The 14458-nt window shown below is 73.3% G+C and carries 11 protein-coding genes; 6 read left to right on the forward strand and 5 right to left on the reverse strand.

Going from position 1 to position 14458, the window contains the following annotated elements:
- Nucleotides 1–694 precede the first annotated feature (694 nt).
- Nucleotides 695–1453 (reverse strand): GntR family transcriptional regulator, encoded by a 759-nt coding sequence (locus ACQEVM_RS22690; RefSeq protein WP_433081869.1) that lies wholly within the window; start codon nt 1451–1453, stop codon nt 695–697.
- A 354-nt stretch (nt 1454–1807) separates the two neighbouring features.
- On the opposite strand from ACQEVM_RS22690, the gene ACQEVM_RS22695 reads away from it, so the two are divergent.
- The 4 genes from ACQEVM_RS22695 (at nt 1808) to ACQEVM_RS22710 (ending at nt 7837) form a co-directional block, all read left to right on the forward strand.
- Nucleotides 1808–2707, forward strand: coding sequence for an alpha/beta fold hydrolase (locus ACQEVM_RS22695; RefSeq protein WP_433081871.1), 900 nt, complete (start codon nt 1808–1810; stop codon nt 2705–2707).
- Nucleotides 2708–2813: 106 nt separating this feature from the next.
- Entirely contained in the window at nt 2814–4409 is a 1596-nt protein-coding gene (locus ACQEVM_RS22700; protein ID WP_433081873.1) for an alkaline phosphatase D family protein, read from the forward strand.
- A gap of 120 nt (nt 4410–4529) precedes the next feature.
- Nucleotides 4530–5987 (forward strand): GNAT family N-acetyltransferase, encoded by a 1458-nt coding sequence (locus ACQEVM_RS22705; protein WP_433081875.1) that lies wholly within the window; start codon nt 4530–4532, stop codon nt 5985–5987.
- A gap of 143 nt (nt 5988–6130) precedes the next feature.
- On the forward strand, nt 6131–7837 hold the full coding sequence (locus tag ACQEVM_RS22710; protein ID WP_433081877.1) for a DUF885 domain-containing protein: 1707 nt from the start codon (nt 6131–6133) through the stop codon (nt 7835–7837).
- A gap of 87 nt (nt 7838–7924) precedes the next feature.
- Here ACQEVM_RS22710 and ACQEVM_RS22715 read toward each other — a convergent pair whose 3' ends face one another.
- A complete protein-coding gene (locus ACQEVM_RS22715) occupies nt 7925–8443 on the reverse strand; it encodes a rhodanese-like domain-containing protein (protein ID WP_433081879.1) in 519 nt (172 codons plus the stop codon).
- Nucleotides 8444–8537: 94 nt separating this feature from the next.
- On the opposite strand from ACQEVM_RS22715, the gene ACQEVM_RS22720 reads away from it, so the two are divergent.
- Complete coding sequence (locus ACQEVM_RS22720; protein WP_433081881.1) at nt 8538–8984, forward strand: Lrp/AsnC family transcriptional regulator; 447 nt, start codon at nt 8538–8540, stop codon at nt 8982–8984.
- On the opposite strand, the gene ACQEVM_RS22725 is transcribed toward ACQEVM_RS22720, so the two are convergent.
- From ACQEVM_RS22725 to ACQEVM_RS22735, 3 genes are all read right to left on the reverse strand, one after another.
- Nucleotides 8974–11985, reverse strand: coding sequence for an AAA family ATPase (locus ACQEVM_RS22725; RefSeq protein WP_433081883.1), 3012 nt, complete (start codon nt 11983–11985; stop codon nt 8974–8976). The genes ACQEVM_RS22720 and ACQEVM_RS22725 overlap by 11 nt on opposite strands.
- The gene (locus tag ACQEVM_RS22730; RefSeq protein ID WP_433081885.1) at nt 11982–13151 is read right to left on the reverse strand and encodes an exonuclease SbcCD subunit D; all 1170 of its coding nucleotides are present in this window, start codon (nt 13149–13151) and stop codon (nt 11982–11984) included. The genes ACQEVM_RS22725 and ACQEVM_RS22730 overlap by 4 nt, the downstream gene beginning before the upstream one ends.
- A gap of 118 nt (nt 13152–13269) precedes the next feature.
- Nucleotides 13270–13896, reverse strand: coding sequence for a YigZ family protein (locus ACQEVM_RS22735; RefSeq protein ID WP_433081887.1), 627 nt, complete (start codon nt 13894–13896; stop codon nt 13270–13272).
- A gap of 144 nt (nt 13897–14040) precedes the next feature.
- Between ACQEVM_RS22735 and ACQEVM_RS22740 the strand changes: the two genes are divergently transcribed.
- On the forward strand, nt 14041–14445 hold the full coding sequence (locus ACQEVM_RS22740) for a CoA-binding protein (RefSeq protein WP_433081889.1): 405 nt from the start codon (nt 14041–14043) through the stop codon (nt 14443–14445).
- Nucleotides 14446–14458: the final 13 nt, after the last annotated feature.

Here is a 14458-nt window from a genome sequence, read left to right on the forward strand (position 1 = left end):
ACCGACCGGCCCATCGACCGACCAGGAACCGACCGGCTGGCTGGCTGGCTGGCTGGTGAGCGGCGGAGCGGCCGACCGGTTTGCCCGACCCAATGCGGCAACACGGCCCCGGACGGGCAACCGGTCCCTGGTGACACCAGGACCCACGGTGACGGCAGCGCTCATGGTGACAGCGCGCCCCCGTGCTCGGCCGCACCCCGGCGCGGCGGGGATGCCGGGGCGCCCGCAAGCTCCCGGGGCCGTCTATGCCGCCCACCGCCACCGCCACCGCCACCAGCACCGCCACCAGCACCGGAACCCCCAGCCCACTGGCGCCGGGGAAGACGCCCGGGCGACGAGAAGGGCCCGGCGCTCAGGGCGCCGGGCCCTTGTCGGGTGTCGGGCGGGCGTGCGGCGTACCTGCCTCATACGGCGGGCTCGTACGGCGGGCGCGCGCATCGCGCGACGTACGTACCCCGTACGACGTACGTGCACCGTGCGACCTACGTGCACCGCGCGGCCTACGTACATTGCGACCCACGGACCGCGGGCGCCGTACATACCGCGTGCGACCCACATACCGCGTGCGACCCACGTACCGCAGGCGCCCCACGTGCCCCGTGCGGAACGGCCCGCCCTCTCGGGAGGGCCACACCGCCCCGCAGGCAGGCCGGGCGTCCCGGGGTGGTCCTCGTTCCGGGAGAAGCTCCGCAGTTCAGGACGCGGCGCGGGTTTCGGTGATCTCGACTCCCGAGTCGCCGAAGGTAAGGCGGCAGGTGTCGGCGCGGTAGGTGGCCACCGCGACGGCGGCCGTGCCGGCGGCGGTGATGTAGCGCGTGGTCACCAGCAGCACCGGGGCGCCGGGCAGCCGGTCGAGTTCCTTGGCGTCGTCGGCGCGGGCGGAGCCCAGCTCCACGGAGCGGTCTTGGCCGTCGAGCTCGAGGCGCTGGAGTTCCCGCATCACGGCGCGGGCGCGGGCGGGTCCGGCCGGGGCGTCGATGGCGGAGAGTCCGGGCACGGACTGGGCCGGAACGTACAGCAGCTCGGCGGCCAGAGCCTGCCCCTGGGTGACCCTGGTCCGGCGCACGACGTGTACGGGCTGGTCGGCGGCGAAGCCGGGACCGAGGAGCTTCAGCACGGCGGCCGGCGGCACGGCCTCGACCGCGTCCGTGGCCTCCCAGCCGTCGCCGCTCTCGCCGGGCCAGCTGTGGCCGGTGTCACCGACGGCGACGCCGACGCGCGGCGGGGCGACGGTGGTGCCGACGCCGCGCCTGCGCTGCAGGCGGCCTTCGAGTTCGAGCTGTTCCAGAGCCTGCCGCAGGGTGGCGCGGGCGACTCCGAAGCGTGCGGCGAGTTCGCGCTCGTTCGGAAGGATCTCGCCGACGGCGAAGTCCCGGTCGAGTGCTTCGCTGAGGACGGTCTTGAGGTGCCAGTACTTCGGCTCCGGCACCGATTCGAGCTGCGTGGTCCCCACCCTGACTCCTCCTGCAATCGATGCAATCGCCGTGTCCCAGCGGCAGTTCCGCACCGCAGTTCCGCGCCCTTGTTTATTAAAGGTTCCTGCACTATCCCTGCGACGATAGGACGGCACAACACCTTGGTCAAGACCAATCCTCGCCGCTTTGTCGGGCAGATCGGGCATATGCAGCAACCCGTTCACGGGATGTTCTCGCTCTCGGGTCACGACCGCTCCGGCGACCACCGCGACCCCGGGCGTCCGGAGGATTCCAACGCCCGATCTCCGGCGGGGACTTGCCGGCGGAAGCTACTGAACGGTAGTCATTACTGACAGCCTGTCTCACACGCGTCCAGCCCGACGAGGAGCAGCATGACCGCCACGGTCTCGTTCACGATCGATTCTCCGCTCGGCCCCCGTCCCGCCACCGTCGCCTACGAGCGCAAGGGCGCCGGCGAGCCGCTCCTGCTGCTCCACGGCATCGGCCACCACCTCCAGGCCTGGCATCCGGTGATCGACATCCTGGCCGCCGAGCACGAGGTCATCGCCGTCGACCTGCCGGGCTTCGGTGCCTCCGATCCGCTGCCCGCGGACGTCCCGTACGACCTGTCCACCGTCGCCCCGGCCCTCGGCGCGCTCTGCTCGGCGCTGGGCGTGGAGCGTCCGCACGTCGCGGGGAACTCCCTCGGCGGGCTGCTCGCGCTCGAAATGGCGCGCACGCACCTCGTGCGGTCGGTGACCGCCCTGTCCCCCGCCGGGTTCTGGTCGCAGGCCGAGCGCCGGTACGCCTTCGCGGCCCTGCGCTCGATGCGCGTCGGCGCGAGGACGCTGCCGCGACCCACCTTGGAGCGGCTCTCGCGCAGCGGAGCGGGGCGGGCCGCGCTGACCGGGACCATCTACGCCCGCCCGGCCCGGCGTTCTCCCGAGGCGGTGGTGGCCGAGACCCTCGCCTTGCGCGACGCCACCGGCTTCGAGAAGACCCTGGCGGCGGGCGGATCCGTACTCTTCACCGACGACGTGCCGGGCCTGCCGGTGACCATCGCCTGGGGCAGCAGCGACCGACTCCTCCTGCGCCGGCAGGGCGTGCGGGCCAAGAACCTCATCCCGGCCGCCCGGCTGGTGCGGCTCCCGGGCTGTGGGCACGTCCCGATGAACGACGACCCCGCCCTCGTCTCCCGGGTCATCCTCGACACCGCGCGCCGGGCATCGGACGGTACAGCGGGCCCGATGCCGGACGCGACGGCGTGGAGCGGGGAGCAGCGCGTCGTGTGAGCGGCCGGCGGCTGTTCATCCGCGGTTCGCGTGGGCGACGCGGCCGGGCCGGTGTGCGGCGACACACTGGTCCGGCCCGCCCCCGCCGGTCCCTGGAGACGCACCGATGGCACCCCTGCCGCACACCCGACGTTCCCTGCTCGGCAGTTCGCTCGCCGTTCCGGCCGGGCTCGTCCTGTCCGGCGCCTTCGCCGCGCCGGCGTTCGCCGCGTCGCGCCGGGCTCCCGCACTCGTCCTCTCGGGCCGCCCGAACGCCCTGTGGGGCACCCAGTCCGGCGAGATCACCGCCCATTCGGCCACCGTCTGGACGCGCTCCGACCGCCCGGCGCGGATGTACGTCGAGACCTCCCCGAGCGAGTCGTTCCGGTACGGCGTGCGCCGCCACGGGGGCGTGTTCCTCGGTCCCGCCACCGACTTCACCGGCACCGTCACCCTGCGCGATCTGCCGCCCGGCCGGCAGATCCACTACCGGATCGTGCTCGCGGACCCCGCCGATCCCCGCCGGACCGGCGAGCCGGTGCGCGGCACGTTCCGCACCACGCCGGTGTCCCGCCGCCACGACGTGCGGTTCCTGTGGTCCGGTGACCTCGCGGGGCAGGGCTGGGGCATCAATCCCGAGGTGGGCGGGTACCGCGTCTTCGAGGAGATGCGGCTGAGGGACCCCGACTTCTTCCTCTTCAGCGGCGACACGATCTACGCCGACGGTCCCCTCCAGGCTGCCGTGCCCCGGCCCGACGGGACGGTCTGGCGCAACGTCACCAGCGAGGAGAAGTCGAAGGTCGCGGAGACCCTGGCGGAGTTCCGAGGGAACTTCCGCTACAACCTGCTCGATCGCAACCTCCGCGACTTCAACGCCCAGGTCCCGGTGCTGGCCCAGTGGGACGACCACGAGGTGCGCAACAACTGGTATCCGGGGCAGCGGATCGAGGATCCCCGGTACACGGTCAAGGACGTGGACACCCTCGCCGGTCGGGCCCGGCAGGCCTTCGGGGAGTACTTCCCGGTCAGTGATCTGCGCGGTGGTGCCGAGGGGCGGATGTACCGGGTGGTGCGGCACGGGCCGCTGCTGGACGTGTTCGTCCTCGACATGCGGACTTACCGGAATCCCAATTCCCCCGACACCCAGACCGTCGACCCGATCGGCATTCTCGGTCCGGAACAGCTGGGCCGGCTCAAGCGCGAGCTCTCGCGCTCGCGCGCGACGTGGAAGGTGATCGCCGCGGACATGCCGCTGGGCATCGTCGTCGCCGACGGGGCCACCGACTTCGAGGCCGTCGCCCAGGGGGATCCGGGCGCCCCTCTCGGTCGGGAGCTCCAGATCGCCGAACTCCTGCGTCACATCAAGCACCAACGCATCACCGGCACTCTTTGGCTCACGGCCGATGTCCACTACACGGCCGCCAACCACTACGCGCCCGAGCGGGCCGCCTTCACGGACTTCGCGCCGTTCTGGGAGTTCGTCTCCGGCCCGATCGGCGCGGGCGCCTTCCCTGCGGGCCGCCTCGACGCGACCTTCGGCGCTCGGACCGCCTACGTCCGGTCGGCCTCGGTGGCGAACATGTCCCCGGCCGAGAACCCGCCCTACTACGGTGAGGTCGACATCGACGGGGACAGTGGGGATCTCACCGTGCGCCTGCGGCAGCAGGGAGGGCGGGTGCTCTTCACCAAAACGCTCCGACCGGGGCGCGTGGGGCAGTCGTGACCTCGCCGGAAACAACGGCCGAAACACCTTGAAACATCGCAGACCGAGCGGATCGACACTTAACCAGTCGGTCACAGATCGTTCGTGATCACGCAACACCCCTACGCCACAGTGGTGTGCATGACTGACCGTAATGTTGCCTCCGCCCAGCGTCCCCACCGCCACCACTGGCGCCGTGACGTCGTCGAACTCGCCGCCCTCTTCTGCGCCGTCGCGGTGGCCGACGGCATCGCCAATCTCGTGGTGCACGGCCCCAGGGGCCCGATCCTGCTGGTCGCCTCGGCCATCGCACTCCTGGTCACGGCCGCGTTCCACACCTGGTGGGCACGCCGCCACAGTCATGCGCCCCCTCCGGGACACGCAGCTCCCTCCGATCCGGCCGCGGGATCGGCGCCGCATGCCGCACCCGCCGGGAAGACCGCCGGTTCCCCCGCCGACCCGAAGGCGGCCCCCGCCCTGTGGCGGATGCGCACGACGGTGCGTGACGAACCCGGCAGCCTGGCAGCGATCTGCACCGCTCTCGCCCACGGCGGCGTGGACATCCTGACGTTGCAGACCCACCCCCTCCCCGAGGGCGGCACGGTCGACGAGTTCCTGCTGCGCGCCCCCCAGCGGCTGCCCTCCGCGGAGCTGACCCGGGCCATCGCCGGGGCCGGCGGGCACAGCACCTGGATCGAGCGCGCGGACGCCCACGACCTGGTCGACACCCCGACCCGGGTCCTCGGGCTCGCCACCCGCACCGCGCTGGACGCCGCCGAGCTGCCGCTCGCCCTGCGCCAACTGCTCGGCCGCTGCACGATCCACTCGATCCCCGCGACCACGCTCTCCGGCCGCCCCAACGCCGGCGCGGACGCCCCCGTCGAAGGGGTCCTGGAGGCCACGGTCATGCGGCTGCGCGACCCTTCGGGCGGCGCGATCACCGTGGAGCGCCCCTACCTTCCCTTCACCCCGACCGAGTTCGCCCGCGCCCGGGCCCTGGTGGAACTCGACGCCCGGCTCGGGCCGCGCGTCCCGCGCAGCCAGGACGTGCTGACGCTGCCGGAGGGCAACGAGATCACCGTGCGGCGGGCCGACGGCTCCGACCTGGCCGCCGCCCGCGCGATGCACGACCGTTGCTCCGAGCGCACGCTGGGCCTTCGCTACCACGGGCCGGTCGGCGACGCCGATCGTTACCTCGGACACCTGTTGAGTCCCCGGTTCGGTCGCACGCTGGCCGCGACGACCGCGTCCGGGAAGCTCGTCGCCCTCGGTCACCTGTTGTGGGACGGCGACGAGACCGAGGTGGCGCTGCTCATCGAGGACGACTGGCAGCGCCGGGGCATCGGCTCGGAACTGCTGCGCCGGCTGCTGTCGATGGCCGTGGAGGCCGGCTGCGACAGCGTCTACGCCGTCACCCAGGCCTCCAACACCGGCATGGTCGCAGCCATGCGCGGCCTCGGACTGCCCCTCGACTACCAGATCGAGGAGGGCACCCTGGTGATCACGGCCCGGCTGGACGCCGCCCGCGTCGACTCCCGGCCGTCCCACGAGGCCCCGCGCGCGAGGCACGCGTACGACAACCCGCGGCTCCAGGGCTGACGAGCGGACTCGGGGGCCGTCCGCCGGGTGCGGGCGGCCCCCGCTCGCGTACGGCCCTCCCGGGAAGCCATCAGGTCGAGGGGCCCGCAGGCCGAGAGCGAACTCCGATGACGGGAGGGCGTCTCACGTACGAAGATGGCCGTATGTCTGAGACCCTCCACAGTGACCGCGCCCGCCGGCTTCCCCGCCAGGTCGCCGACGCGTACGTAGACGACCTCATCGCCATCGACCCGATCACCGGTACCTACCTCGGCGTCGCCGAGAGTTCCCGCCGGCTCCCGGACTTCTCCCCGGCCGGGCGCGCGGCCGTCGCCGAGCTGGCCCGCACCACGCTCGACCGGCTCGACGCCGCCGAGCTGCTGCCCGGCGCCGACACCGACGCCGAGCGCCGCTGCGCGCGCCTGCTGCGCGAGCGCCTCACCGCGGAACTGGGCGTGTACGAGGCCGACGAGGACCTCCGTGCGGTCAGCAACCTCCATTCCCCCGCGCATTCGGTCCGCGAGATCTTCACGCTGACCCCGGCCGACACGGCCGAGGACTGGGCGGCCATCGCCGAACGGCTGCGGGCGGTCCCGGCCACCTTCGCCGGCTACCGCGAGAGCCTGCAACTGGGCCTGGACCGGGGCTTGTACGGAGGTCCGCGCCCCACCGCCACCTTCATCGGTCAGCTCACCACCTGGGCCGGTCAGGCCGACGACGGCGAGCGCGACTTCTTCGGGAAGTTCGCGGCGGACGGCCCGGACTCCCTGCGCGCCGAGCTGGACGAGGCGGCCTCGGCCGCCACGACCGCCGTCGTCGCACTGCGCGACTGGATGAGCGAGGTGTACGCACCCGCCGTCGCGGACGCCCCGGACACCGTGGGCCGCGAGCGCTACGCGCGCTGGTCCCGGTACTTCAACGGCACGGACCTGGACCTGGACGAGGCCTACGCCTACGGCTGGTCGGAGTACCACCGGCTGCTCGCCGAGATGAAGGCCGAGGCGGACAAGATCCTGCCGGGCTCGAACCCGTGGGACGCGCTGCGGCACCTCGACGAGCACGGCACGCACATCGAGGGCGTCGACGAGGTCCGTTCCTGGTTGCAGGGCCTCATGGACGAGGCCATCGAGAACCTCGACGGCACCCACTTCGAACTCGCCGAGCGGGTCAAGAAGGTGGAGTCGATGATCGCCCCGCCGGGTGGCGCGGCGGCCCCGTACTACACCAACCCGTCGGAGGACTTCTCCCGCCCGGGGCGCACCTGGTTGCCGACGATGGGCCAGACCCGCTTCCCGGTGTACGACCTGGTCTCGACCTGGTACCACGAGGGGGTTCCGGGTCACCACCTCCAGTTGGCGCAGTGGACGCACGTCGCGGACCAGCTGTCCCGCTACCAGGCGAGCGTCGGTCTGGTGAGCGCCAACGCCGAGGGGTGGGCCCTGTACGCCGAGCGTCTGATGGACGAACTCGGGTACCTCAAGGACGCCGAGCAGCGGCTGGGCTACCTGGACTGCCAGATGATGCGCGCCGCGCGCGTGATCGTGGACATCGGCATGCACCTGGAGTTGGAGATCCCGGCGGACTCGCCGTTCCACCCGGGCGAGCGGTGGACGGTGGAGCTGGCGCAGGAGTTCTTCGGCCTGCACAGCGGTCGGCCGGGCGACTTCGTCGAGAGTGAGCTGACCCGCTACCTGTCGATGCCGGGCCAGGCCATCGGCTACAAGCTGGGCGAGCGCGCCTGGCTGCTGGGCCGGGACAACGCCCGCGCCGCGCACGGCGAGGCCTTCGACCTGAAGGCGTGGCACATGGCGGCGCTGTCGCAGGGTTCGCTGGGGCTGGACGACCTGGTGGACGAGCTCTCGAAGCTCTGATCCCGGCTTCGGGTCACGGATGACGGCGGGCCGCTCACCCCTGCGCGGGTGGGCGGTCCGCCGTCGTGCCGCGCCCGCGGGGCGAGGTCAGCAGCCGCAGTCGGCGGAGTCCGTGGGCGCGGTCAGCGGGTCGGCTTCGGCGCGCTGCCGGTTGCCTTCCCGGGTCTCGACCTCGAAGCCCTCGCGGATCCAGTACTCGATGCCGCCGAGCATTTCCTTGACCCGGTAGCCGCGTTCGGCGAGCGCGAGGGCCGACCGGGCGGCTCCGTTGCAGCCGGGGCCCCAGCAGTAGGTGACCACCGGGACGTCCTTGTCGAGGAGTTCGTCGGCCTGTCCGGGAACGAGTGCGGTGGGCAGGTGGATCGCGCCGGGCACGTGGGCCTGGTCCCAGGCCCCGGTGGAGCGGGAGTCGACCAGTTGGAAGCCGAGTGCGGCGCCCTCCTCGCGGTGGGCCTTGACCGCGCCGGCGACGTCGGAGACGTCCGCGTGGAAGGCGAGGCTCGCCGCGAAGTAGGCGGCCGCCGCGGCCGGGCTCGCCGGGGGGACCCGGAGCACGGGGTGGGCGGTGGTGGCGGGGGTGGCCTCGGTGTTCCGTGTCGTCGTCATGGTCTGGAATCTATGACCTGCCGATCGGCGTCGGAAGGTGGTTTCCCCGGCCTTCCTCTTGTATGGCCGGGGAATGTCCTGCTACATCTGCGGGATGACCGACTATTCCCCCGACGCCACGGACTGGCGCATCCTGGCGGCCCTGCAAGAGAACGGACGGGCCGGATTCGCCAAGCTCGCGCGGGCGGTGTCCATGTCCGCGAGCGCCGTCACCGAGCGGGTGCGTCGGCTGGAGGAGGCGGGCGTGATCACCGGGTACACGGCCGTGGTGGATCCGGAGAAGCTGGGCAAACCCGTGCTCGCCCTGGTTCGGCTGCGTTATCCGCACGGCAACTACAAGCCGTTCAACGATCTCCTGGAGGCCACACCGGACATCCTGGAGGCCCACCACGTCACGGGCGACGACTGCTTCGTGCTCAAGGTGGCCGCGCGCTCCATGCGGCACCTGGAGGAGATCACCGGCCGGATATCGGGGCTCGGGTCCGTCACCACGAGCATCGTGTACTCGTCCCCGCTGTCACGGCGGCCCCTCAGCCCCTGAGACCGCCGGTACGGTGGCGCACGATCGAGCCGCCGCGCTGCTTGACGATCTCCAGCTGGGCCTGGACCCGGGTCCGCAGATCGGCGACGTGGCTCACGATGCCGACGCTGCGGTCCCGCTCGCGCAGCGAGTCCAGCACGTCGAGGACCTCGTCGAGGGCCTGGTCGTCGAGGCTGCCGAAGCCCTCGTCGATGAACAGGGTGTCCAGGCGCATCCCGCCGGCCTCGTCGGTGACCACGTCGGCCAGCCCGAGGGCGAGCGCGAGCGAGGCGAAGAAGGTCTCGCCGCCGGACAGGGTGGCGGTGTCCCGCTCGATGCCGGTCCAGGCGTCCACCACGTGGAGCCCCAGGCCGGAGCGGCCCCGGCCGCTCGCCCTCGCGTCGGAGTGGACGAGCGTGTAGCGGCCTCCGGACATGCGCAGCAGCCGCACCGTCGCGGCAGCGGCGACCTGCTCCAGTCGGGCGGCCAGGACGTACGACTCCAGCCGCATCTTGCGCTCGTTGTCGGCGGAGGTGCCCGCGGTGAGTCCGGCGAGCCGGGCCACCCGGTCGTAGGCCTCGCGCAGCGGGCCCAGGGCGCGCAGTTCCTGCTCGGCCTGCCGGGAGAGCCGGTCCAGTTCGGCGCAGCGCACCCGGGCGGCGTCGACGGCCGAGCCGGCCGTGCGCAGCCTCGCGGCGGCCGCGTCCGCGTGCGCCTCGGCGCTGTGCGGGTCTGCGGGCGGCAGGGTCGCAGCGGCGGCGGTCTCACTCTCGCCGCGGCGGTCGGCGAGCATGGCCTCCTCGGCCTGCCAGGAGTCCAGCCGGTGCTGGAGCGCGGTGCGTTCGTACTCGGGGAGCACGGCGTCGGACGCCGCTTCGGTGGTGTCGAAGCCGGCCTTGAAGGCGGCGTCGGCGAGCTGGTCGTCGGCTTCCTTCAGGCGGGCGGCGGTGGTCTCGGCGCGGCGCAGGGACGCGGCGGCGCCGGTGACCATCCGGATCCGGTCCTCCAGGATCCGGGCGCGGGCCGCGACACTGGGCGCGTCGCCCCGTACGAGGACCAGTTCGGCCTCCAGGGAGGCCTGTTCCCGTTCGAGGGCCTCCCGGCGGGAGGCCCGCGCGGCGGCCCGGCGCTCGGCGTCGAGCCGGTCGGCGCTGCGCGCGGTGTGCTCCTGCTCGGCGCGGGCGAGGCGCTCGCGGGCGGCGTGCAGTCCGGCGGCGTCGGCGTGGGCGGCCGCGTGCCGGGAGCCGAGGTCGGCGTGGAGCGCGAGCAGTTCGGCGGTGGTGGCGTCCCCGGCCGCGGCGGCGGCCTCGGACTCGGCCTCCCGCACGGCGGCCAGTCTCCGCTCGACGGTGGCCCTGCGCTCCTCGGCCTGCTCGAAGCGGGCGTGGGCGGCGTCCTCGGCGGCCCGGTCGACGTGCCCGGGCGCGGGGCGGGCCGGCTCGGGGTGCTCCGCCGATCCGCACACCGTGCAGGGCTCCCCCGCCACCAGTGCGGCGGCGAGTTCGGCGGCGATCCCGCGCAGCCGGGTCTCCTTCAGCTCCAGCCAACGTTCCCGGGCGGCGGTGGACTCCTCGCGTACGGCCAGCAGGTCGCCCGAGGCGGCTTCGGCGTCGGAGGCGAGGGCGTCGCGTCGCCGGGCGGCGCTCAGCTGCATCCGGGCGGGCTCCAGGCGGCCCGCGAGTTGTTCGGCGAGGGTGGCGGCCTGTTGGGCGGCGTCGGCACGGGTGACCAGCGCGGTCCGGGTGGCCTCCCAGCGGGCGAGCCACTCGGCGGACTCCTGGTGTTGCTCGTCGGCGTCCCGGGACTCCCGGTCGAGGGTGGCACGTTCGCGGCCGATCTCGGCGCTGCGCTGCTCGGCGCGTTGGGCGGCGCCGACGGCGCCGAGTTCCTCGCGCAACCGCTGCTCGACGGTGGCGAGTTGTTCCGTGCCGGCCTCGGCGAGGGCCGGGGGGAGTTCGGCGCGGGCGAGGGATTCGGCGTGGGCGGCGGTCAGGTGGGCGGCGGCGGCGGCTCCGCGCAGTTCCAGGGCGGGGGCGACGAGGGCGCCCCGACGGGCCCGGTCCAGGAGGGCCCGGACCCGCTCGCGTTCGGGTGCGGCCTCGGCGAGCAGGGCGGCCCGGCGGGTGGTCTCGGCGTGCCGGCGCTGGAGCCGGTCGAGTTCCCGGGCGTCCTCGGCGGCCCGCCGGGTGGCGGCGTACCGGCTTTCGACGGCGGCCAGCGCGTACTCGGACACGGTCAGCCGTTCCCGTGCGGCGCACCGTGCGACGGCCGCCCAGGCCCGGATCGCCTCGGCGAGGCCGGGGTCGCCGGGCTGGTGGCGGGGCAGCGGCCAGGAGCGCAGGTCGGCGCAGTCCCCGGCGGCCTGGGCCAGGCGTTGTGCGGTGTGGAGGACCTTCTCGTCGCCGGCGCGCACCTTGGCCTCGGCGGTGCGGCGACGTTCCGCGAGCAGCGTCTCGACGGCGGCGAAGCGGTGGGTGTCGAAGAGCCGCCCGAGCAGTCGGCCGCGGGCCTCGGCGCCGGCCCGCAGGAACTGGGCGAACTCCCCCTGCGGCAGCAGCACCACCTGGCAGAACTGGTCGCGGCTCATGCCGAGGAGTTGTTCGACCTCCTCGCCGATCTCCTGGTGGGAGCGGCTCAGCGCGGTCCAGTTCTCGCCGTCGTACTCGCGCAGCCAACTCTGCGCCTTGTCCTTGGTCGTGCCGGTGCCGCGTTTCTTCGGCCGGTCCTGTTCGGGCCGCCGGGTGATCTCCAGACGGCGTCCGCCCGCGGTGAGTTCGAGGGTGACCTCGGTGGGGGCCTCGGGGGCCGCGTGGTCGCTGCGCAGGCTGTTCCCGGGGTTCTGGCGGACGCCGGGCACGGAGGCGTACAGGGCGTAGCAGACCGCGTCGAGGACGGAGGTCTTGCCCGCTCCGGTGGGACCGTGCAGGAGGAAGAGGCCGGCGCCGGACAGCGCGTCGAAATCGATCTCCTGGGGTTCCGCGAAGGGGCCGAAGGCGGTGACCTTGAGCCGGTGCAGCCTCATCGGGCGGTCTCCTCGTGCCGGGCCTGGGCCCGTACGTCGTCGAAGGCTCCTCGGAGCACGACCCGTTCGGCCTCGTCGGCGGATCCGCCGCCGCGCACGTGGGCGACGAAGTCCTCGGCGATCTCCTGGTCGCTGCGGCCCTTGAGCCGCTGGGCGTAGGAGATCCCGCCGTCCTCCTCGCGGCCCTCGGGGTCGAAGGCGAGGCTGAGGGTGTGCGGGAAGCGGGCGGCGAGGCGCGCCATGGGGTCCTCGGGCCGGGCGGGGTCGGTGAGGGTGGCCTCGATCCAGGAGTCCTCGTGCCGGGTGAGCGCGGAGTCCGTGAGCAGGTCGTCCAGTCGGCCGCGGATCCGGGCGAGGGGGCGCGGGACGGGGTTCTCGATCCGTTGCGCGCTCGTCAGTTCCCCGCCCGCGCCGAGGTCGATCAGCCACATGGTCTTGCGGTGGTCGGCCTCGGAGAAGGAGTAGGCCAGCGGGGAACCCGAGTAGCGGACCCGTTCGTTGATGGTCTGGCAGCCGTGGAGGTGGCCGAGTGCGGCGTAGTCCACCCCGGCGAAGACGTCGGCGGGCACGGCCTCGACCCCGCCGACGGTGATGTCGCGCTCGCTGTCGCTGGCCGTCCCCCCGGTGACGAAGGCGTGGGAGAGGACGATCGAGCGGGTGCCGGGGGCCCGGCCGGCCAGGTCGGCCCGGATCCGGCGCATCGCCGCGCCCAGCACGGCCTCGTGACCGACCCGGTCCGCGCCCAGGGTGTCCTTCACCAGAGCCGGTTCGAGATAGGGCAGTCCGTACAGCGCCACGTCGCCGTGCGCGTCCGACAGCACCACGGGGTCGGCGCAGCCCGCCGGGTCGGTCCGCAGGAAGATCCCGGCCCGGTCGATGAGCCCGGCGCCGACCCCGAGGCGGCGGGCGGAGTCGTGGTTCCCGGAGATCATCACGGTCGGTACGCCGAGCGCGGCGAGCCGGTGCAGGGCCCGGTCGTACAGTTCGACGGCGGGCAGCGGGGGCACGGCCCGGTCGTAGATGTCACCGGCGACGAGGACGGCGTCGACCTCGTGTTCCTCGACGGTCGCGACGAGGTGGTCGATGAAGGCGGCCTGGGCTCCGAGCATGTTCACGCGGTGGAAGGAGCGTCCGAGGTGCCAGTCGGAGGTGTGCAGGAACTTCACTCGCCGGCCCCGCCGCGCATGCCGTCTCCCCCTGGTCGCCCTCTGGCCCTGTGCCACCTCTACGCTAACCCGTCGCCGGGCCCGCCAAGGACGTGTTCGGGGTGCCCGCGTCCCGCCGTCAGGGGGCGTACGTCTCCCCGCCCAGGGTGAGGGTGGCGCTGCCCGCGGTGCTGTCGGCCAGCCAGGCCTCGAACGCGGGCAGGTCGGCCTCGGGGATCGCGACCTCGATCTCCACCGCGGTCCCGTAGCGCAGGTCGACCACGGTGCGACCGGTGGAGCGCAGGTCGTTCTGGGTCTTGCCGGCGCGCTGGTGGTCGACGGTGACGGTGGCCAGGCGGTAGCGCCTGCGGGTCACGGTGCCGAGGGCGTCGAGCGCCTCGCCGACGACTCCGCCGTAGGCACGGATGAGGCCGCCGGCGCCGAGTTTCACGCCGCCGTAGTAGCGGGTGACGACGGCGACCGCGTAGCGGATGTCGCGTCGGGTGAGCATGTGGAGCATGGGGACTCCGGCGGTGCCGCCGGGTTCCCCGTCGTCGCTCGCCTTCTGGACGGAGGCGTCGGCGCCGATCACGTAGGCGTGGCAGTTGTGCGAGGCGGTGGGGTGCTCCTTGCGGATGCGCGCGATGAACGCCTGCGCCTCCTGCTCGGTCGCGGCCGGGGCGAGCGAGCACAGGAACCGCGAGCGGTTGATCTCGGACTCGTGCACGCCCTCGCGGGCCACCGTCACGTACTGGTCTGCCGTCACCGTTCCACCCTAAGCCGTGGCCAAGGGTCTTTCCGGCCGCTCGTCGGGCCGGGGAATCGGACACGGGTCCCGGCGGTTGATCGACGTGCGGGCCGGCATCGGGCCGGGCCGCGCGCAGCACCGGAGCGGCAGGAGGCGGCACACGTGTACGGCGACCCGGCGACCATCCGCAAGATCCTCACCGAACTCGGTGACACCTGGGCCGTGGTAGGCCTGTCCAACAACGAGGACCGGGCGGCCCACGGGGTGGCCCGGGTGCTCCAGCGGTTCGGCAAGCGCGTGATCCCCGTGCACCCCAAGGCGGAGACGGTGCACGGGGAACGGGGTTACGCCTCGCTCCGCGAGATCCCGTTCAAGGTGGACGTGGTCGACGTGTTCGTGAACAGCGCCCTCGCCGGCGCCGTGGCCGACGAGGCCGTGGCGGTCGGGGCGGAGGCCGTCTGGTTCCAGCTGGACGTGATCGACGAGGAGGCCTACGCCCGTACCCGCGAGGCCGGCCTGGACATGGTCATGGACCGCTGCCCGGCGATCGAGATCCCGGCGCTCTGACCGCCCGACCGGC

It is taken from the genome of Streptomyces sp. CA-243310 (assembly GCF_050936775.1).
Classification (GTDB): Bacteria; Actinomycetota; Actinomycetes; order Streptomycetales; family Streptomycetaceae; genus Streptomyces.

Excerpts from the sequence above, each read along its gene's own strand:
- ACQEVM_RS22700 (WP_433081873.1), top strand. The coding sequence starts at position 2,814 with ATGGCACCCCTGCCGCACACCCGACGTTCCCTGCTCGGCAGTTCGCTC.
- ACQEVM_RS22715 (WP_433081879.1), bottom strand. The coding sequence starts at position 8,443 with ATGACGACGACACGGAACACCGAGGCCACCCCCGCCACCACCGCCCAC.
- ACQEVM_RS22695 (WP_433081871.1), top strand. The coding sequence starts at position 1,808 with ATGACCGCCACGGTCTCGTTCACGATCGATTCTCCGCTCGGCCCCCGT.
- ACQEVM_RS22720 (WP_433081881.1), top strand. The coding sequence starts at position 8,538 with ATGACCGACTATTCCCCCGACGCCACGGACTGGCGCATCCTGGCGGCC.
- ACQEVM_RS22710 (WP_433081877.1), top strand. The coding sequence starts at position 6,131 with ATGTCTGAGACCCTCCACAGTGACCGCGCCCGCCGGCTTCCCCGCCAG.
- ACQEVM_RS22725 (WP_433081883.1), bottom strand. The coding sequence starts at position 11,985 with ATGAGGCTGCACCGGCTCAAGGTCACCGCCTTCGGCCCCTTCGCGGAA.
- ACQEVM_RS22705 (WP_433081875.1), top strand. The coding sequence starts at position 4,530 with ATGACTGACCGTAATGTTGCCTCCGCCCAGCGTCCCCACCGCCACCAC.